Annotated in this window: 15 protein-coding genes and 1 riboswitch; of the genes, 8 read left to right on the plus strand and 7 right to left on the minus strand. The window is 74.4% G+C overall.

The genetic code is table 11. The annotated features are described in order from the left end of the window. Positions 1-172: 172 nt before the first annotated feature. From LUW75_RS05495 to LUW75_RS05505, 3 genes are all read right to left on the minus strand, one after another. Positions 173-910, minus strand: coding sequence for an enhanced serine sensitivity protein SseB C-terminal domain-containing protein (locus LUW75_RS05495; protein ID WP_250334611.1), 738 nt, complete (start codon positions 908-910; stop codon positions 173-175). 133 nt (positions 911-1,043) lie between these two features. Then, positions 1,044-1,823, minus strand: a complete 780-nt coding sequence (locus LUW75_RS05500; RefSeq protein WP_250334612.1) for an enhanced serine sensitivity protein SseB — start codon at positions 1,821-1,823, stop codon at positions 1,044-1,046. A gap of 80 nt (positions 1,824-1,903) precedes the next feature. Next, complete coding sequence (locus tag LUW75_RS05505; RefSeq protein ID WP_250334613.1) at positions 1,904-2,548, minus strand: AAA family ATPase; 645 nt, start codon at positions 2,546-2,548, stop codon at positions 1,904-1,906. Positions 2,549-2,703: 155 nt separating this feature from the next. After that, positions 2,704-2,801: riboswitch (glycine riboswitch) on the plus strand. Between the two features lie 135 nt (positions 2,802-2,936). Here LUW75_RS05505 and gcvT point away from each other — a divergent pair. From gcvT to LUW75_RS05525, 4 genes are all read left to right on the plus strand, one after another. After that, positions 2,937-4,076 (plus strand): glycine cleavage system aminomethyltransferase GcvT, encoded by a 1,140-nt coding sequence (gene gcvT / locus LUW75_RS05510; protein WP_250334614.1) that lies wholly within the window; start codon positions 2,937-2,939, stop codon positions 4,074-4,076. Between the two features lie 93 nt (positions 4,077-4,169). After that, a complete protein-coding gene (gcvH, locus tag LUW75_RS05515; RefSeq protein WP_250334615.1) occupies positions 4,170-4,544 on the plus strand; it encodes a glycine cleavage system protein GcvH in 375 nt (124 codons plus the stop codon). A gap of 34 nt (positions 4,545-4,578) precedes the next feature. Next, complete coding sequence (glyA, locus tag LUW75_RS05520; RefSeq protein ID WP_250334616.1) at positions 4,579-5,838, plus strand: serine hydroxymethyltransferase; 1,260 nt, start codon at positions 4,579-4,581, stop codon at positions 5,836-5,838. Between the two features lie 167 nt (positions 5,839-6,005). Next, complete coding sequence (locus LUW75_RS05525; RefSeq protein WP_250334617.1) at positions 6,006-7,373, plus strand: L-serine ammonia-lyase; 1,368 nt, start codon at positions 6,006-6,008, stop codon at positions 7,371-7,373. A gap of 171 nt (positions 7,374-7,544) precedes the next feature. On the opposite strand, the gene LUW75_RS05530 is transcribed toward LUW75_RS05525, so the two are convergent. After that, the gene (locus LUW75_RS05530; protein WP_168438314.1) at positions 7,545-7,760 is read right to left on the minus strand and encodes an EF-hand domain-containing protein; all 216 of its coding nucleotides are present in this window, start codon (positions 7,758-7,760) and stop codon (positions 7,545-7,547) included. A 92-nt stretch (positions 7,761-7,852) separates the two neighbouring features. Between LUW75_RS05530 and LUW75_RS05535 the strand changes: the two genes are divergently transcribed. Continuing rightward, on the plus strand, positions 7,853-8,491 hold the full coding sequence (locus LUW75_RS05535) for a GNAT family N-acetyltransferase (RefSeq protein ID WP_250337558.1): 639 nt from the start codon (positions 7,853-7,855) through the stop codon (positions 8,489-8,491). A 383-nt stretch (positions 8,492-8,874) separates the two neighbouring features. Here LUW75_RS05535 and LUW75_RS05540 read toward each other — a convergent pair whose 3' ends face one another. The 3 genes from LUW75_RS05540 to LUW75_RS05550 all read right to left on the minus strand — a co-directional run bounded on the left by LUW75_RS05540 (position 8,875) and on the right by LUW75_RS05550 (position 11,790). Beyond that, complete coding sequence (locus tag LUW75_RS05540; protein WP_250334618.1) at positions 8,875-9,381, minus strand: ATP-binding protein; 507 nt, start codon at positions 9,379-9,381, stop codon at positions 8,875-8,877. Positions 9,382-9,679: 298 nt separating this feature from the next. After that, positions 9,680-10,447, minus strand: coding sequence for an enoyl-CoA hydratase/isomerase family protein (locus tag LUW75_RS05545; RefSeq protein ID WP_250334619.1), 768 nt, complete (start codon positions 10,445-10,447; stop codon positions 9,680-9,682). A gap of 86 nt (positions 10,448-10,533) precedes the next feature. Next, a complete protein-coding gene (locus tag LUW75_RS05550) occupies positions 10,534-11,790 on the minus strand; it encodes a L,D-transpeptidase (RefSeq protein WP_250334620.1) in 1,257 nt (418 codons plus the stop codon). Between the two features lie 462 nt (positions 11,791-12,252). On the opposite strand from LUW75_RS05550, the gene glgX reads away from it, so the two are divergent. The 3 genes from glgX (at position 12,253) to LUW75_RS05565 (ending at position 18,434) form a co-directional block, all read left to right on the plus strand. Continuing rightward, entirely contained in the window at positions 12,253-14,577 is a 2,325-nt protein-coding gene (gene glgX, locus LUW75_RS05555) for a glycogen debranching protein GlgX (protein ID WP_284453804.1), read from the plus strand. A 141-nt stretch (positions 14,578-14,718) separates the two neighbouring features. After that, complete coding sequence (locus LUW75_RS05560; RefSeq protein WP_250334621.1) at positions 14,719-16,566, plus strand: ABC transporter ATP-binding protein; 1,848 nt, start codon at positions 14,719-14,721, stop codon at positions 16,564-16,566. Continuing rightward, complete coding sequence (locus tag LUW75_RS05565; protein ID WP_250334622.1) at positions 16,563-18,434, plus strand: ABC transporter ATP-binding protein; 1,872 nt, start codon at positions 16,563-16,565, stop codon at positions 18,432-18,434. Before LUW75_RS05560 ends, LUW75_RS05565 begins: the two co-directional genes overlap by 4 nt. The last annotated feature ends 136 nt before the right edge of the window (positions 18,435-18,570 follow it).

Genomic DNA, 18,570 nt, shown 5'->3' on the forward strand with positions numbered 1-18,570 from the left:
CGGCCTAATGGGCGAGGTCTTGACCGGCCGAACACTACCTACGGGTGGCATCTCGGAGAACAGTCCGGATAGCGGCGATATCTAGTCGAGACCCGGACAGTCGCCAAACCGCCCCCATCTCGGACAAGCCCCCCGCCCCGGGGGGGCTTCGAGGCACCCTCCGGACGGGGGGTCAGCCCTGCTGGGGGTAGCCGTAGGAGGCGGTTCCGCGCTGGGGCGGGGCGAGGTGGGCCTCGCGGTCGTAGAAGGGGCGGGCGTGGGCGCGCAGCCACATCGCGACCGGGTCGTGCCCGTCGGACATGGCGACCGTCGACACGGGCAGCCCGTCCGGGACGGCCGCGACGGACTGCCGCATCATCGCGCGGACCGCTTCGACGGACGCGTGGTCCGTCCCGTAGAGGTCGAGGCCGATGGCGAGGTACGGCGTGCCGAGGGACGGCTGCACCCAGACCCGGCGCAGGGAGCGCACGGCGGGGGTGCGGTGGGCGTTCTGGGTGAGCAGGGCGTAGAACTGCGGCAGCTCGACGGCGGGCTCGGAGAGCCGGAGCGGGCCGGCGGGCATGCGGTCCAGCCCGGTGGCGATCCGCCGCAGATCGGCCCAGGGGACGCCGACACCGCCGCCGGGGGCGTGCGGGTTGAGCCAGAGACCCCACCGGTCGGGGTAGAGGGCGCGGGCCACGTCGCGGACGGCGACCACCTCGTGGGCGCGGTTCCAGCCGGAGAGGGCCAGTTCCTGGGCGGAGGTGACGCACGGGGCGTAGCCGAGGCCGTCGACCTCCATCTTCCCGTACTGGGCGTCGGGGGAGCCGGCCCGGCCGTGCCAGAGCAGCATCCACACCCGGCCCTCGGCGAGGGCGTGGAGCAGCGCCTCGTACGCGTCGTAGCGCCCGGGTGCGACCTGCCGCAGCATGTGCTCGACCTTTTCCGGAGGTCCCGGCTCCGCTCGGCCGGGGAGGCCCCGCCGCCCGCCGCCGTGCCTGACGCGCTCACCCGATCCCGCCCCTCGTTCGCAGACTTCCGCTCCAGCTTAAGGGGACGCCCGGTCAGGGGAGGGGTTCGCGGCGGTAGAAGGGGCGCACCTTTTGGAGCATCCAGTCGCCGACGGGGTCGTCGGCGACGTCGAGGAGGACCAGGTTGACCGGCCACGGCACGGGAGCGGCGCCCAGGGCGCGGCCGAGGGCGTCCAGGGGGGCGGCGCGGTCGGAACCCTCCGGGGAGAGGAGCTGGACGCCGACGAAGAGGGCGGGCGGGTCCCCCTCGACGCTGGCGAGGGCGCGCCGGGCGGTGAGCACCGCCCCGGTCGCCTCGAACTCGGCCCTCGCGGCGGAGAGGAAGTCGACGGGGTCGTCCTGCCAGTCGGGTTCGAACAGCCGGACGCGCGCACCGGAGGCGGCCCCCTCCAGCGGGCTCCGGCCGGCGCGGCACAGCTCGGCGACGGCGGGCGGCGGGAGGGGCGCGCCGACGGTGCCGCCCGGGTTGAGGGCGAGACCGAGCTGCGGCGGCAGCCCGCGGGCGAACTCGACGGCGGGGGCGACGGCGTACGCCATGTGGCCGCCGGCGCAGGCGCGGAACTGGCCCTCGGAGGTGAACACCGGCACGTACGGCAGGCCGTCCAGCTCCAGCGTGGGCAGGTCGAGGCCGGGAGCTCCGGGACCGGCGCCGTCGGGGGAGCCGCCCTCGGGCAGGGGCACCCAGACCCGGCTGCGGCCGAGGACCTCGACGATGCGGGCACCGGCGGCGCCCTGGCCGAGGGAGGCGGAGAGGACCTCCTCCAGCTCGTTGGACGGCCATGCGGCGTCGACTGCGGCGGGTGCGGTGTCCACGGTGTCCCTGCGTCCTTCCCCGGTCTTCCGGTACCTGCCGCAGCACCCTAGCGGGCGGGGGCCGGGCCGCCCCCGGCGGATCAGCGGAAGCGGATGCGGGCCAGGGCCGCGGCCGCCGGGCGGTCGAGGAGGACCGCGGAGCCGCAGCCGCCGGGCAGGACCCCCTGCTCGGCGTCGCGGACGAGCCGGCCCACGGCCCTGCGGTGCCGGGCGAAGGCGTACGCGGAGACGCCCCTCCCCCGCTGCCGCTGGCCCTCGCGGGCGGTGCCGGGGTCGACGTCGAGGAGCACCAGGTGCAGGGTGCCGCCCCGGCGGCGGGCCTCGCGGGCGAGCCAGCGGCGCACCCAGGACTGCGTGCCGCAGTCGTGGACGACGACGCCGAGGCCGGCGCGCAGCCGGGTCCACAGGCCGGCGTAGTGGGCGGCGCGGACGAGGGGGCGGTAGGCGGCGTACGGCAGGAGGCGCGGCACGCGGCCCTCCCAGCGTTCGCGGGTGTCCTGGGAGTCGACGGCGCGGTCGGGGGCGATCCGCCGGATGAGTGTGGACTTGCCGCTTCCGGGTAGTCCCGAGACGACGACCACGTCGGCCTCGGCGAAGGCCAGCTCGCGCGGGACGCGCCCGCCGCGGTCGCGGAGGTCGCGGAGGACGGGGGCGGCGGTCGTGCGGGCGGGCAGCGCCGGCGGCACTCCCGCGGTCGTGGCGTACGCGCCGGACCGCTGCGACATGATGGCCCCTCCCGAGCTCGGCTCCCCCCCCCAGCCTGCCCAAGGAGTGTAAAGAAACGGTAATGGGGCGCAAGCGATTTGCCGACAAGCCGAGGGTTTGCCTATCCGGACCCTCATGCGATGATGTGCGCGCCGACAACCGCATACAGGCCGCTCGAATCCGTGCGGGAGAGTCCCGGGCCGTCGTCGGCCCGGGCGCCGAAGGAGCAAGTTCCTCCCTTGAATCTCTCAGGCCCCGCACCGCACGGATGAGGCAGATCTGAAAAGCGAGCCGCTCCCCGCACCGCCGGGGCGCCGCTCCACCCAAGGTGCAAGCCGCTCCCCGGCAGGGGTCACGGCGAACCTCTCAGGTTCCGATGACAGATGGGGAGGACCGTCCTCGCCATCCATGCCCCGGACCTGGGAGCCCCCTCATGAGCACTTCCCCCGCCGCACGGCCCTCGATGCGCTGCATCGTGCGCTGGGCGCGACCATGACCGACTTCGCCGGCTGGGACATGCCGCTGCGGTACGGCAGCGAGCGGGACGAGCACACCGCCGTCCGCACCCGGGCCGGCCTGTTCGACCTCTCCCACATGGGTGAGATCACCGTGACCGGCGCGCAGGCGGCGGACCTCCTCGACCACGCGCTGGTCGGCAACATCGGCGGCGTCGGCGTGGGCCGCGCCCGCTACACGATGATCTGCCGCGAGGACGGCGGCATCCTCGACGACCTGATCGTCTACCGGCTCGCCGAGCAGGAGTACATGGTCGTCGCCAACGCCTCCAACGCCCAGGTGGTGCTGGACGCGCTGACCGAGCGCGCGGCCGGCTTCGACGCCGAGGTCCGCGACGACCGCGACGCCTACGCGCTGATCGCCGTCCAGGGCCCCGAGTCCCCCGGCATCCTGAAGTCGGTCACCGACGCCGACCTGGACGGCCTGAAGTACTACGCGGGCCTGCCCGGCACGGTCGCCGGCGTCCCGGCGCTGATCGCCCGCACCGGTTACACCGGCGAGGACGGCTTCGAGCTGTTCACCGCGCCGGAGCACGCCGAGACCCTGTGGAAGGCGCTGACCGCGGCCGGCGAGGGCGCCGGGCTGATCCCGTGCGGCCTGTCCTGCCGCGACACGCTGCGCCTGGAGGCGGGCATGCCGCTGTACGGGCACGAGCTGACGACCGACCTGACCCCCTTCGACGCGGGCCTGGGCCGGGTCGTGAAGTTCGAGAAGGCCGGTGACTTCGTGGGCCGCGCCGCGCTGGAGGAGGCCGCCGCGCGCGCCGAGACCGCGCCGCCGCGCAGGCTGGTCGGCCTGGTCGCCGAGGGCCGCCGCGTGCCGCGCGCCGGGATGTCCGTGGTCGCCGGCGGCCGGGTGGTCGGCGAGGTCACCTCGGGCGCCCCGTCGCCGACGCTGGGCAGGCCGATCGCCATGGCGTACGTGGACGCGGAGCACGCCGCGCCGGGCACGCCGGGCGTGGGCGTCGACGTCCGCGGTACCCACGAGCCGTACGAGGTCGTGGCGCTGCCGTTCTACAAGCGGCAGAAGTGACACCCCCGCGGCTGCCGCTCCCGCGGTGCCGGGTCTGACCCCGCACCCCTCCCCGTTCACCACCACTCCCGCCCGTACAGGAGAATCCAGACCATGAGCAACCCCCAGCAGCTGCGCTACAGCAAGGAACACGAGTGGCTGTCGCCCGCCGAGGACGGCGTCGCGACGATCGGCATCACGGAGCACGCGGCGAGCGCCCTCGGCGACGTCGTGTACGTCCAGCTCCCGGAGGTCGGTGCCACGGTCACCGCGGGCGAGACCTGCGGCGAGCTGGAGTCCACCAAGTCCGTCAGCGACCTGTACTCGCCGGTCACCGGTGAGGTCGTCGAGGCGAACCAGGAGGTCGTGGACGACCCCTCCCTGGTGAACAGCGCCCCCTTCGAGGGCGGCTGGCTGTTCAAGGTGCGCGTCACCGAGGAGCCGGAGGACCTGCTCTCGGCCGACGAGTACACCGAGTTCGCCGGCTGACCGGCCCGACACCCACACCCGTAGGGACCGCGTGATGTCGCTTCTGAACACCCCCCTCCACGAGCTGGACCCGGACGTCGCCGCAGCCGTCGACGCCGAGCTCCGGCGCCAGCAGAACACCCTGGAGATGATCGCCTCGGAGAACTTCGCTCCGGTCGCGGTCATGGAGGCCCAGGGCTCCGTCCTCACCAACAAGTACGCCGAGGGCTATCCCGGCCGCCGCTACTACGGCGGCTGCGAGCACGTCGACGTGGTCGAGCAGATCGCCATCGACCGCATCAAGGCGCTGTTCGGCGCCGAGCACGCCAACGTGCAGCCGCACTCCGGCGCGCAGGCCAACGCCGCGGCGATGTTCGCCCTGCTCAAGCCGGGCGACACGATCATGGGTCTGAACCTCGCCCACGGCGGGCACCTGACCCACGGCATGAAGATCAACTTCTCCGGCAAGCTCTACAACGTCGTCGCGTACCACGTCGACGACGCGACGGGCCGGGTCGACATGGACGAGGTCGAGCGCCTCGCCAAGGAGTCCCAGCCGAAGCTGATCGTCGCCGGCTGGTCCGCCTACCCGCGGCAGCTGGACTTCGCGGCCTTCCGCCGGATCGCCGACGAGGTCGGCGCGTACCTCATGGTCGACATGGCCCACTTCGCGGGCCTCGTCGCGGCCGGGCTCCACCCGAACCCGGTGCCGCACGCCCACGTGGTCACCACGACCACGCACAAGACGCTGGGCGGCCCGCGCGGCGGCGTCATCCTGTCGACCGCCGAGCTCGCCAAGAAGATCAACTCCGCGGTCTTCCCCGGTCAGCAGGGCGGCCCGCTGGAGCACGTCATCGCGGCGAAGGCGGTCTCCTTCAAGGTCGCGGCGAGCGAGGAGTTCAAGGAGCGCCAGCAGCGCACCCTGGACGGCGCGCGGATCATCGCGGAGCGCCTGGTGCGGGCCGACGTCGCCGAGGCGGGCGTCTCCGTCCTCTCCGGCGGCACGGACGTGCACCTGGTCCTGGTCGACCTGCGCGACAGCGAGCTCGACGGCCAGCAGGCCGAGGACCGCCTCCACGAGATCGGCATCACGGTCAACCGGAACGCCGTCCCGAACGACCCGCGGCCCCCGATGGTCACCTCGGGCCTGCGCGTCGGCACCCCGGCGCTGGCCACGCGCGGCTTCGGGGCCGAGGACTTCGCCGAGGTCGCCGACGTCATCGCCGAGGCGCTGAAGCCGTCGTACGACGCGGACGCGCTGAAGGCCCGGGTGGCGGCCCTGGCCGCCAAGCACCCGCTCTACCCCGGCCTGTAGGCGCATCCGGCGCCCTGCCGGCGTCGGGTACGTCACAGACTGCACTGCGGGGCACCGCGCACACTGGAGAGTGGGTGCGGTGCCCCGTCCCGTGCACACCGCGCACCCCAGCCCCCGCACCACACGACGGCGGACGGCGTCGTCCACCACCACCAAGGAGTACCCCCGTGGCCATCTCGGTCTTCGACCTGTTCTCGATCGGCATCGGCCCGTCCAGCTCCCACACGGTCGGCCCCATGCGGGCCGCCCGGATGTTCGTGCACCGCCTGAAGAACGAGGGCCTGCTCGCCCCCACCACCAGGGTGCGCTGCGAGCTGTACGGCTCGCTGGGCGCGACCGGCCACGGCCACGGCACGCCCAAGGCCGTCCTGCTGGGCCTGGAGGGCGACTCCCCCCGCACCGTCGACGTGGGGACCGCCGACGACCGGGTCGAGGAGATCAAGGCCGGCGGCCGGATCAGCCTGCTCGGCACCCACGAGATCGGCTTCGACTTCGACGGGGACCTGGTCCTGCACCGCCGCAAGGCGCTCCCGTACCACGCCAACGGCATGACCCTGTGGGCGTACGACGCCGAGGGCGCGACGCTGCTGGAGAAGACGTACTACTCGGTCGGCGGCGGGTTCGTCGTCGACGAGGACGCGGTGGGCGCGGACCGGATCAAGCTCGACGACACCGTCCTGAAGCACCCCTTCCGCACGGGCGACGAGCTGCTGCGCCTCACCCGCGAGACCGGCCTGTCGATCTCCGCGCTGATGCTGGAGAACGAGAAGGCCTGGCGCACGGAGGAGGAGATCCGCGCCGGCCTGCTGGAGATCTGGCGCGTCATGCGGGAGTGCGTCGACCGCGGCATGTCGCGCGAGGGCATCCTGCCGGGCGGCCTGAGGGTCCGCCGCCGCGCCGCGACCACGGCCCGCAAGCTGCGCTCCGAGGGCGAGCCCCAGGCGCTCGCCATGGAGTGGATCACCCTGTACGCGATGGCGGTCAACGAGGAGAACGCCGCCGGCGGCCGGGTCGTCACCGCCCCGACGAACGGCGCGGCCGGCATCATCCCGGCGGTACTCCACTACTACGCGAACTTCGTGCCGGGCGCCGACGAGGACGGGGTCGTCCGCTTCCTCCTCGCGGCGGGCGCGATCGGCATGCTGTTCAAGGAGAACGCCTCCATCTCCGGCGCCGAGGTCGGCTGCCAGGGCGAGGTCGGCTCGGCCTGCTCGATGGCGGCGGGCGCCCTCGCCGAGGTCATGGGCGGCTCCCCCGAGCAGGTGGAGAACGCCGCCGAGATCGGCATGGAGCACAACCTGGGCCTGACCTGCGACCCGGTCGGCGGCCTGGTGCAGATCCCGTGCATCGAGCGCAACGGCATGGCCGCCGTGAAGGCCGTGACGGCGGCGCGGATGGCGATGCGGGGCGACGGCAGCCACAAGGTCTCCCTCGACAAGGTCATCAAGACGATGAAGGAGACCGGCGCGGACATGTCGGTCAAGTACAAGGAGACCGCCCGGGGCGGGCTGGCGGTGAACATCATCGAGTGCTGAGGGCACCGGGGGCGGGGCGCGGCCGGGGGCACACGCCGTCGCCGCCCTCCGGCCGCGCGGACCCGGGCCGTCGCCGCCGGGCGGCCCCGGTCGATCCCGTACACGCTCCGGGGGGCGCCGTCCCGCCGCGACCCGCGGCCGGTGGCGCCCCCCGGGCGTGTGCGGGGCGGTTCAGGCCCGGTTGAGGTGCGCCCAGAACTCGTCCCAGCTCAGCAGGCCGTCGGCGTTGCCGTCCTGGGCGTTGATGACCGCCTGGGCCACCGGCTCGGTGACGTGGAAGTCGCCGAGCTGCGCCATGACGCTCTTGTACTCCGCGGCCGTGATGAACCCGTCGCCGTTCACGTCGTAACGGTCGAAAGCCTTGCGCGCGGCCTCGATGTCCGCCATCGCTCCACCCCTTCGTATGTCTGTACTACGGCGGCAAGGGTAGCGGCAGGGCCGGTGGCCGTACGCGGTGGGCCATGGAGGACGATGGGGGCATGGGCGACGAGGTGGCACGCGTTCTCCGGGCGGCGGCACGCGGCGAGTTCCCGCCGCCGGACGGCGCGACGCGGATCGTCCCGCAGCCGAGCCGGCGCGACGCGGGCGTACTGGCCTTCACGGCGCATTCGGTGGTGTTCCTCGACGAGGACCCGGAGTGGGTCCGCGCGGAGCTGGCCGCGGCCGGCGACGATCCGCTGGCCGCGTCGGTGAGCCCGCCGTTCCTGGTGTCGCTGATGCGCCGCACGGGCCGGTCCGTGAGGACGGTGGATCTGCTGACCGTGGCGCCGGCGCTCCCGGGCGGGCCGCCCGTGGCGCTGCGGGAGATCGAGGACCCGGAGCACCCGCGGGTGGTGCGGGCGCGCAGGTACCGCGACGACGTGCGGGTGTGGCGGGCGGACGGCGGGATCGTCGTCCTGGGCCGCGCCGTCGCGGGCCGGTGGGAGGCCGCCGTCGAGGTGGACGGGGAGGCGCGCGGGCGGGGCCTGGGCGTCCGGCTGGCCCTGGCGGCACGCCACTTGGTGCCGGAGGGCCACGTGTGGGCGCAGCAGACGCCGGGCAACGCCCGCAGCGTACGGACGTTCCAGGCGGCCGGCTACCGCCCGGTGTGCGCGGAGGCGCTGCTCACGGCGGGCTGAGGGGCGGGGCGGCCCCGGCTCCCGGAGCGGGGGTGAGGGCCGGTGCGCGAGGCGCCTTCCGTGCGCCGAGGGTGCGCGGAAGACGCCCCGGCGGAATGGAAGCACCTGATCGGCTCGAAGATCGTTAGCGGTTTTCCAGGCAGGTGCCTCACATCACCTTTGAACCACCGCAGGAATGCCCGTTTGGTACAGGTATTCGGCCTTTCGGGCGTTTGATGGCGGGGTCCGCGTCTGCCATAGTCGGGTGGTACGACCCCCCGACCCGGGCCGAGTCGTCGACGCCGCCGGACACACCCCTCTTCCCGTCCGCGGCGTTCCGTCCGGAAGCCCCCGCCGCGCCCCACGACGGCGCGCAGGGGGCTTCCGCGCGCTCCGGGCCGCCGTCAGCGGTCGGCGACCCGCAGCTCGAACCAGGTGTTCTTGCCGCGCGGCAGGAGGTCGACGCCCCAGCGGTCCGCGAGCGTGTCGACGACGAGCAGTCCGCGCCCGCCGATGTCCGTGCTCCGCGCCGGCATGAGGCAGGGCAGGCCCCGCGACGGATCGCGCACCTCCACCCGGATCCGGCCACCGCGGAGGCGGTGCACGCGCAGGCCGATCTCTCGGGCGCCGGTGTGCAGCACGGCGTTGCCGACGAGTTCGGAGACGAGCAGGACCACGTCGTCGGCCACCCGCGGGCCGAGCGACCAGGCGTGCAGGACGACGCACCGGGCGAGCCGGCGGGCGGTCGCGGCGGACTCGGGGCGGGACGGCAGCCGCACCTCCTCCACGGCCGGATCCCCGTACCGCTCAAGCGTTTTGAGGTCCTGCTCGTCGCCCGCGGAGGGCACCCGTCTCGCCGCGGCGGCACCACCGTGATGCCACGGTCGCTCCACACCATCCAGCCCCGCCATGACCACCATCATGGCCGTCCGGCGGGGCCCGCGGGGCGGTTCCGCGGGAATCGGGCCGGCGAAACCGCCGTCCCCGCGGGCATCCGTCGGCATATGACCGGGGCAGGGGACAACCTCTGTACCTGCACCGACCTGCGGTGACGGACCGTGTCGACGAGGTGACGGAGATGGCCGACTCATGTCGTGCCAACGGTTCCCCGAGGGGGGCCCAAACCACCCGGACGGTGGAATTCCCGGTGGCGGCGCTCCCGCGCCCGGCCACCGTCCGGCCGGCTCGGACGGCCCAAAGGGGCTCCGGTCAGAGGAACTTGGCCTTGCCGGGGCCCTCCTCGACGAAGCTGCGCATGCCGCGCTCCCGGTCCTCGGTGGCGAACAGGCCCGCGAACCAGTTGCGTTCGACGGCCAGACCCGTGTCGAGGTCCGTCTCCAGAGCGACGTCCACCGACTCCTTGGCGGCGCGCAGGGCGAGCGCCGGGCCCTGCGCGAGCTTCGCCGCCCAGGCGTGCGCCTGCTCGTACACCTCGGCGGCGGGGACGACCCGGTCGACCAGGCCCATCGCCAGGGCCTCGTCGGCCCTGACGTGGCGGCCGGTGAAGATGAGGTCCTTGGCCTTGGAGGGGCCGACGAGGCGGGCGAGCCGCTGGGTGCCGCCCGCGCCGGGGATCAGGCCGAGCAGGATCTCGGGCTGGCCCAGCTTCGCGTTGTCGGCGGCGATGCGGAAGTCGGCGCACAGCGCGAGCTCGCAGCCGCCGCCCAGCGCGTAGCCGGTGACCGCGGCGACGACGGGCTTCGGGATGCGGGCGACGGCGGTGAAGGAGTCCTGGAGGGCCTTGCCGCGCAGCACCATGGCCGTGTGGTCCATGTCCTGCATCTCCTTGATGTCCGCACCGGCGGCGAACACCTTCTCGCCGCCGTAGAGGACGACGGCGCGGACGTCGTCGCGGCCCGCGGCCTCCTCGGCGAGCTCCTTCAGCCGGTCCTGCGTGGCGATGTCCAGCGCGTTCATCGGGGGGCGCTCCAGGCGGATGGTGCCCACGCCCGCGGAAACTTCGAGAGTCACTGTCATACGGGGCAGGTTAGCCGCCGTTAACGGCGCGGGGACCGGTGCCGTTCGTCACAGCGCCGGTCCCCGCGGACAGGGTCCGCGCCCGGTTACCCGATCCACTCCGACCACGGCATGTTCCAGCCGTTGAGGCCGTTGTCCGGCTGGATCTGCTTGTCCTTGGAGTTCTTCACGACGACCACGTCGCCGATGAGCGAGTTGTCGTAGAACCAGGCGGCGGGCATCGAGCCGTCGTGCGCGCCGCGCACGTCGCGCAGGCCGACGCAGCCGTGGCTGACGTTCTTCGTCCCGAAGGTCCCCGACGACGCCCAGTAGTTGCCGTGGACGAAGGTGCCGGAGGTGGACAGGCGCATCGCGTGCGGCACGTCCTTGATGTCGTACTCGCCGGCGAAGCCGACGGACGAGCCGTTCATCCGGGTCACCTTGTACTTCTCGCTGATGACCATCTGGCCGTTGTACGTGGTGGTGGACGGGGCTCCCGCGGTGATCGGGATCGTCTTGAGGGTCCTGCCGTCGCGGACGACCGTCATCGTCTTGGCGCTCGCGTCGACGGTGGAGACCTGGCTGCGGCCGATGGTGAAGGAGAACTTCTTGGCCTGCTTGCCGTAGACGCCGGGGCGGCCCTCGACCCCGTCCAGGTTCAGCTCGACGGTCACCCTGGTGCCGGGCTTCCAGTACTTCTCCGGGCGGAAGTCGAGCCGGTCGTTGCCGAACCAGTGGCCCTCGATCCGCACGGCCGGTACGGCGGTCACCTTGACGGCGGCCTCGACGGCCTCCGGGTCGGTGATGCCGCGGCTGAAGTTGATGGACACGGGCATGCCGACGCCGACCGTCTGGCCGTCCTCGGGCGTGTAGTGGCCGATGAAGGTGTTCTTCGGCGCGAGCGTCGTGAACGTCGTGTCCTTGGCGGACTCGCGGCCCGCCGCGTCCTCGGCGACGGCGTGCACCTTGTACCTGGTGGCCGCCGCCAGGTGCCTGACCGGCTGCCAGCTCGTGGCGTCCGCGGACAGGGCGCCCTCGACGGGCCGGCCCTTGGAGTCGGTGACGGTGACCGTGGTCAGCCTTCCCTTCTCCGCGGTGACCCTCAGCGCACCGCTGGTGGCGACCGCGTCGGCGCCGTCCTTGGGCGTGACGGCGACGACGGCCTGCGAGGCGGCGTTCCCCGCCCGCCCCGAGCCGTTCCCGCCCGGCGCGCCGCCCTTCCCCCCGTCGGCGGATCCCCCGCCGCACGCGGTGGCGAGCAGCAACAGCGTTCCGGCGACGGCGGCCAGCGGCCCCCTGCCCCGACCGCTGCGGCCCCGCGGCGCGACTCCCGCCGACGCCCCCGATATCGGCTGCCCCTTCACGATGACTCTCCCCTCGCACGGCCCGGCACCGCCGCGACCTGCACCCCCGCGTGCTGTATGCGCACGCACCGCGTTAGATAATCACACCGCTCATATGGGCGAGCACATCGGATTGTCACCGTTCGGTTCCAAGTCCTTCGTGCGGCGGTCCCTCCGGTCGAGGCGGTCCCGGCGCGGCGCGGGGCCGGCGCGGGTCTCGCCGGGGGCGGTGCGGGACCCCCACGGCCCGCTCCCCCGCCCTCCCTCTTCGCGGACTCCCCCGCCTCCTCCACCTCCTTCGCCTCCCCCGCCGCGCGCCCCCGGCGCCCGGCCGCCCGGAGTGCCCCCGGAGTGCCCCCGTGCGGGGCGTGCCCGGGACGGCCGATGTTGGGACCGGGGCGGTACGGGCAGAACACCGGGAGGACCGAGCGGGGCCGTCGGGAGCCCCGGCCCGGTCGCCGGACGAGCCGCGGGAGGCCGGCAGTGTCGAGCGCAGCCGAACAGGGTCCAGTCCAGGACGCGGTCCCGCGGGCGCCGGACGCGTCCCCCGGGCCGCGCCGCGCGGGATCGGGCGGGTCGCGCCGCGGCACGCGGGCGGTCACCCACACCGGACCCGGGGCCGGCGCGGTCCCCGCCGCACCGGCCCCGCCACCGCCCGTCTGGCCGGGCTCACCGACACCGCTGGGCGCCCGCTTCCGGGTCGGCCCCGACGGGGTGGCCGGCACCAACTTCGCCCTGTGGGCGGGCGGTGCCGAGGCCGTCGAGGTGTGCCTGTTCGCGCCGGACGGCACGGAGACGCGGGTGCCGCTCACGGAGCTGACGCACGAGATCTGGCACGGCTTCGTGCCGGACGTGCGGCCGGGCCGGCGGTACGGGTACCGGGTGCACGGCCGGTGGGACCCGTGGACCGGCGCCCGCTGGAATCCGGCGAAGCTGCTCCTCGACCCGTACGCGCGGGCGGTGGACGGCGACTTCGGCGCGCTGCCGCCGGAGGTGTACGGGCACGTGCGGGACTGGCCGGACCAGCACGTCGCGGACACCGTGCGCGACGACCGCGACTCGGCGCCGTACGTGCCGAAGGGCGTCGTGGTCCACGACGACGCGCCCGGCGACGAGTGGGCCGAGGACCGCAGGCCCAAGACGCCGTGGGCGGACTCCGTCATCTACGAGCTCCACGTGCGGGGTTTCACCATGCGCCACCCCGGCGTCCCCGAGGAGCTGCGCGGCACCTACGCGGGGCTGGCCCACCCGGCGGCGGTCGAGCACCTCGTGCGCCTCGGGGTGACGGCGGTGGAGCTGCTGCCGGTGCACCAGTTCGCGCACGAGGACCACCTGCTGCGGCGCGGGCTGCGCAACCACTGGGGCTACAACTCCATCGGCTACTTCGCGCCGCACGCCGCCTACGCCGCGACGGGCACGGGCGGGCAGCAGGTCGGGGAGTTCCGGCGGATGGTGCGCGCGCTGCACGAGGCGGGCATCGAGGTGATCCTCGACGTGGTCTACAACCACACGGCGGAGGCCGGCGAGCTGGGCCCCATGCTGTCGCTGCGCGGGATCGACAACCGGGGCTACTACCGGCTCCAGGCGGACCCCCGCCGGTACGCGGACTACACGGGCTGCGGCAACACGCTGCACGTCGTCCGGCCGCAGGTGCTGCGCCTGATCACCGACTCGCTGCGCTACTGGGTCACCGAGATGGGCGTGGACGGCTTCCGCTTCGACCTGGCGGCGGCGCTGGCCCGGTCGATGCACGACGTGGACATGCTGTCGCCGTTCCTGGCGGTGATCGCGCAGGACCCGGTGCTGCGGCGGGTGAAGCTGATCGCCGAGCCGTGGGACGTGGGCAGCGGCGGCTACCAGGTGGGCGCCTTCCCGCCGCTGTGGACGGAGTGGAACGACCGGTACCGGGACGCGGTGCGGGACTTCTGGCGCGGCGCCCTGCCCGACGTGCGGGACCTGGGCTACCGGCTGTCGGGGTCGAGCGACCTGTACGCCTGGGGTGGCCGCCGCCCGTACGCGTCGGTCAACTTCGTCACCGCGCACGACGGGTTCACCCTGCGCGACCTCGTGTCGTACGAGCGGAAGCACAACGGGGCCAACGGCGAGGACGACCGGGACGGCGCCGACGACAACCGGTCGTGGAACTGCGGCGCGGAGGGTGAGACCGGCGACGAGACCGTGAACGCGCTGCGCCGCCGCCAGATCCGCAACCTGCTCACCACGCTGCTGCTGTCCACGGGCGTGCCGATGCTCGTCGCCGGCGACGAGATGGGGCGCACGCAGGGCGGCAACAACAACGCGTACTGCCAGGACAACGCGACCGGCTGGGTGGACTGGTCGCTGCTGGACGAGGGGTGGGCGCGGGAGCTGCTCGCGCTGGCCCGCCGGCTGCTGGCGCTGCGCCACGCGCACCCGGTGCTGCGTCGCCGGGCGTTCTTCTCGGGCCGCCCTCAGGGCGCCGACGGGCTGCGGGACCTGGCGTGGTTCACGGCGGCGGCGACGGAGATGACGGAGGGCGACTGGTACGCGCCGGCCCGGACGATCGCCTTCTACCTGTCGGGGCGGGACATCCCGGGGCGCGACGAGCGCGGCCGGGCGGTCGTGGACGACGGCTTCCTGGTGGTCCTCCACGCGGATGACGGGCCGATCGAGCACCGGCTGCCGGGGCCGCCGTGGGCGGAGGAGTACGAGCTGGTCGTCGACACCTCGCGGGAGGAGCAGTCGGAGGCGCCCGGGACGGTGTGCCGGGGCGGGGAGGCGGTGACGGTGCCGGCGAGGTCCGCGCTGCTGTGGCGGGTGACCGCGTGAGCGGCGCCCGGTCCGGGGACGGGACGGGCGCCGCCGGGGGCGCACGACCGGCGCGGAGCGGGCGTCCGGAGGGTGAACGGAGGGGCGTTCGGCGGAAAACCCGGTGAGGGATGTCAGCGGTGAACCCTACGCTCGGTCCTGATGTCTCCCTCCACCGCCGCCCCGCGTCCCACCGTCCCCAAGCGCTCCGCCGTGCGCTCGCTCCTCCGGCTGTGGCCGTATCTGCGGCCGGTGCGGGGACGGTTCCTCACGGCGGCGTTCGTCGCGGTCGTGGCGTCCTGCCTGGGCCTGGTCATCCCGCTGGTGCTGAAGTGGATCGTGGACGGCCCCGTGGCCGGGCGCGACCCGGACGGCGTGTGGCTGGGGGCGCTCGCCGTGCTGGGGCTCGGAGTGGCCGAGGCGCTGCTGTTCGGTCTGCGGCGCTGGCTGGTGGCGCGGCCGTCGACGAGGGTGGAGGCGGCCCTGCGCGCCGACCTGTACCGGCGGTTGCAGCGGCTTCCGGTGGCGTTCCACGACCGGTGGGCGTCGGGCCAGCTGCTGTCGCGCGGGACGACGGACCTGTCGCTGCTGCGGATGTTCCTGGTCTTCCCGCTGACGTTCCTGTTCGTCAACGCGGTGACGGTGCTCGCCGGCTTCGTGGTGCTGCTGGGGCAGGACTGGTCGCTGGGGCTGGTGCTGCTGCTGCCGGTGGTGCCGCTGGTGGTGGGCTGCTCCCTGTTCGAGACGCGGTACTCCAAGGCGGCGCGGCGGGCGCAGGACCAGGTGGGCGACCTGACGACGCTGGTCGAGGAGAGCGTGCTCGGCATCCGCGTCGTGAAGGGCTTCGGGCGGCACCGCAGCCAGGCGCGCGCGTTCCGGGAGCTGGCCGGGCGGCTGCGCGGCACCGAGTTGCGCAAGGCGCGGCTGCTGGCGGGGATCTGGGCGTTCATCACGACCGTCCCGGAGCTGGCGATCGGCGCCGCGCTGGTGCTGGGCACGGTGCAGGTGGCGGACGGGGAGCTGTCGGCGGGGACGCTGGTGGCGTTCCTGACCACGGCGCTGGCGCTGCGGTGGCCGGTGGAGTCGATCGGCTTCCTGCTGGCGATGAGCCAGGAGGCGGCGACGGCGACGGAGCGGTACTTCGAGGTGATGGACCAGGCGGAGGAGACCGCGGACCGGGCCCCGGCCGCGGCGGCCCCCGCGCCGGGGCCGGGCGGCCGGAAGCCGGGGCCGGGCGGGGCGCCCGGTGCGGGGGACGGGGCGCCGGGCGGGGTGGTGTTCGAGGACGTGGTGTTCCGCTACCCGGACGCGCCCGGGAGCTCCCCTCCGGTGCTGCGCGGGGTGGACCTGCGGATCCGGCCTGGCGAGACGCTGGCGCTGGTGGGACAGACGGGTTCCGGCAAGACGACGCTGACGGCGCTGGTGCCCCGGCTGTACGAGCTGACCGGGGGACGCATCCTGCTCGACGGCGAGGACGTCGCGGCGATGCCCCGCGAGAGGCTGCGGTCGCTGGTGGCCGTGGCGTTCGAGGAGCCGACGCTCTTCTCGGCGAGCGTCCGGGACAACGTGCTGATGGGCGCCGGCCCGGGGGCGGGCGACGCGGAGCTGCGGCGGGCGCTGGACGTGGCGCAGGCCGGGTTCGTGGCGGACCTGCCGCGGGGCGCGGGGACCGAGGTGGGCGAGCAGGGCCTGAGCCTGTCCGGCGGCCAGCGCCAGCGCCTGGCGCTGGCGCGCGCGGTCGTCGGCAGTCCCCGGTTCCTCGTCCTGGACGACCCGCTGTCCGCGCTGGACGTGCACACCGAGGCGCTGGTGGAGGCCGCTCTGCGGGAGGTGCTGCGGGACACGACGGCGCTCGTGGTGGCGCACCGCCCGTCGACGGTGCTGCTGGCCGACCGGGTGGCGCTGCTGTCGGAGGGCAGGATCGCGGCGGTCGGGACGCACCAGGAGCTGCTGCGGACCAGCGCCGAGTACGCGTGGCTGATGTCGGGTGCGGAGGACGGGGAGCGATGACGGTTCAGGACCGGGAACGGCGGGAGCGCGAGGACGCCGGGCGGGGGCCGGAGGGGGAACCGGAGCCGGGCGGGCGGGACCCGTTCGACCGGGACGCGCTGCCCGTGCCGAAGGGCGCGACGGTCGCGCTGCTGCGGTCGCTGCTGGCGCCGCGGCGGGCACGGGTGGCGCTGGCGGCGCTGCTGCTGCTCCTGCAGCAGGCGGCCGTGCAGGCGGGGCCGCTGCTCGTCGCGTACGCCATCGACCGCGCCGTGCCGGCGCTGCGCCAGGGCGACCACGGGCCGGTGGTCGCGGTGGCCGCCGGGTACGGGCTGTGCGCGCTGGGCGCGGGGCTGCTCCAGTACGGCTTCGTGGAGGCGTCGGCACGGGTCAGCCAGGACGTCCTGCTCGATCTGCGGGGCCGGATCTTCCGGCACGCGCAGGCGCTGAGCGTGGACTTCCACGAGCGGTACACCTCGGGGCGGCTCATCTCCCGGTCGACGACCGACGTGGAGTCGCTGCGGGAGCTGCTGGAGGAAGGGCTCCAGGAACTGGTCAACGTGGTGCTGTCGTTCGCCAGCATCTCGCTGATCCTGCTGTGGCTGGACCGGGGCATCGGCGCGGTCGCGGTCGCGTCGTTCGTGCCGCTGTACCTGCTGGTGCGGATGTACCGGCGGCGGGCGTCGGTGGCGTTCGGCGCCCGGTCCACGGCGATCGCCGCGGTCGTCGTGAAGTTCGCGGAGACGATGAACGGCATCCGGCCGGTGCGGGCGTTCCGCCGGGAGCGGGCCAACGACGAGGTGTTCGCCGCCCTGAACCGCCGCCACGAGCGGCGCAACGGCGACGCGATCCTGGAGATGGCCCGCTACGTGGTGGGCTCCCGGCTGGTGGCGAACACCGCCGTCGCCGGGATGGTGCTGTGGGGCGCCTACCGGGTGGCGGACGGCACGCTGGCGCTGGGCGTGCTGGCGGCGGCCGTGCTCTACGTGCGGCGGCTGTACGACCCGATCGACCGGCTGGGGATGTTCCTCAACGCCTACGAGTCGGCCGCCGCGTCCCTGGAGAAGATCGCCGGCCTGCTGGCGCAGCGGCCGACCGTGCCGGAGCCCGCCGTCTCGCGGGAGCTGCCGCCGCGGCCGGCCGGGGCGCCGGGCCGGGAGGTCGTCTTCGAGGGGGTGCGCTTCGCGTACCGGACCGGCGGCGAGGTGCTGCCGCGGTTCGACCTGGCGATCCCGGCGGGGCAGACGGTGGCGGTGGTCGGTTCGACGGGTGCGGGCAAGTCGACGCTGGCGAAGCTGCTGGCCCGCTTCTACGACCCGTCCGGGGGGCGGGTCCTCCTCGACGGCGTGGACCTGCGGGAGCTGTCCACCGCGGAGCTGCGGCGCGGGGTGGTGATGGTGACGCAGGAGGCCTTCCTGTTCTCGGGGACGGTCGCGCAGAACATCGCGATCGGCCGCCCGGACGCGACGCGTGAGGAGGTCGAGCACGCCGCGAAGGCGATCGGCGCGCACGACTTCATCGCGGCGCTCCCGGACGGGTACGACACGGACGTGCGCAAGCGCGGCGGGCGCATCTCGGCGGGCCAGCGGCAGCTGGTGGCCTTCGCCCGGGCGCTCCTCGCGGACCCCGGGGTGCTGATCCTGGACGAGGCGACCAGTTCGCTGGACGTCCCCGGGGAACGGGCGGTGCAGCGGGCGATGGACACGGTGCTGCACGGCCGTACGGCGGTGGTGATCGCCCACCGGCTGTCCACGGTGGAGATCGCGGACCGGGTGCTGGTGATGGAGCGCGGCCGGATCGTGGAGGACGGGCCGCCCGGGCGGCTCGTCGCCGGGGACGGCCGCTTCGCCGGCCTGCACCGCGCCTGGCGGGAGAGCCTGGCGGGGTGAGCCGGCGCCGGGCGTTCCGGCACACGGGGCGGTACCGGGGGCTCGCGGGGCGGCGCGGCCGGGGAGGCCCGCGGGGGTGCGGACCCGTCCTCCCCACCGGTACCGCGATCCCCGGGGCCCCGCCCGGCGAGGGGAC

Source organism: Streptomyces sp. MRC013 (genome assembly GCF_023614235.1).
In the GTDB taxonomy this organism is placed as follows: Bacteria; Actinomycetota; Actinomycetes; order Streptomycetales; family Streptomycetaceae; genus Streptomyces.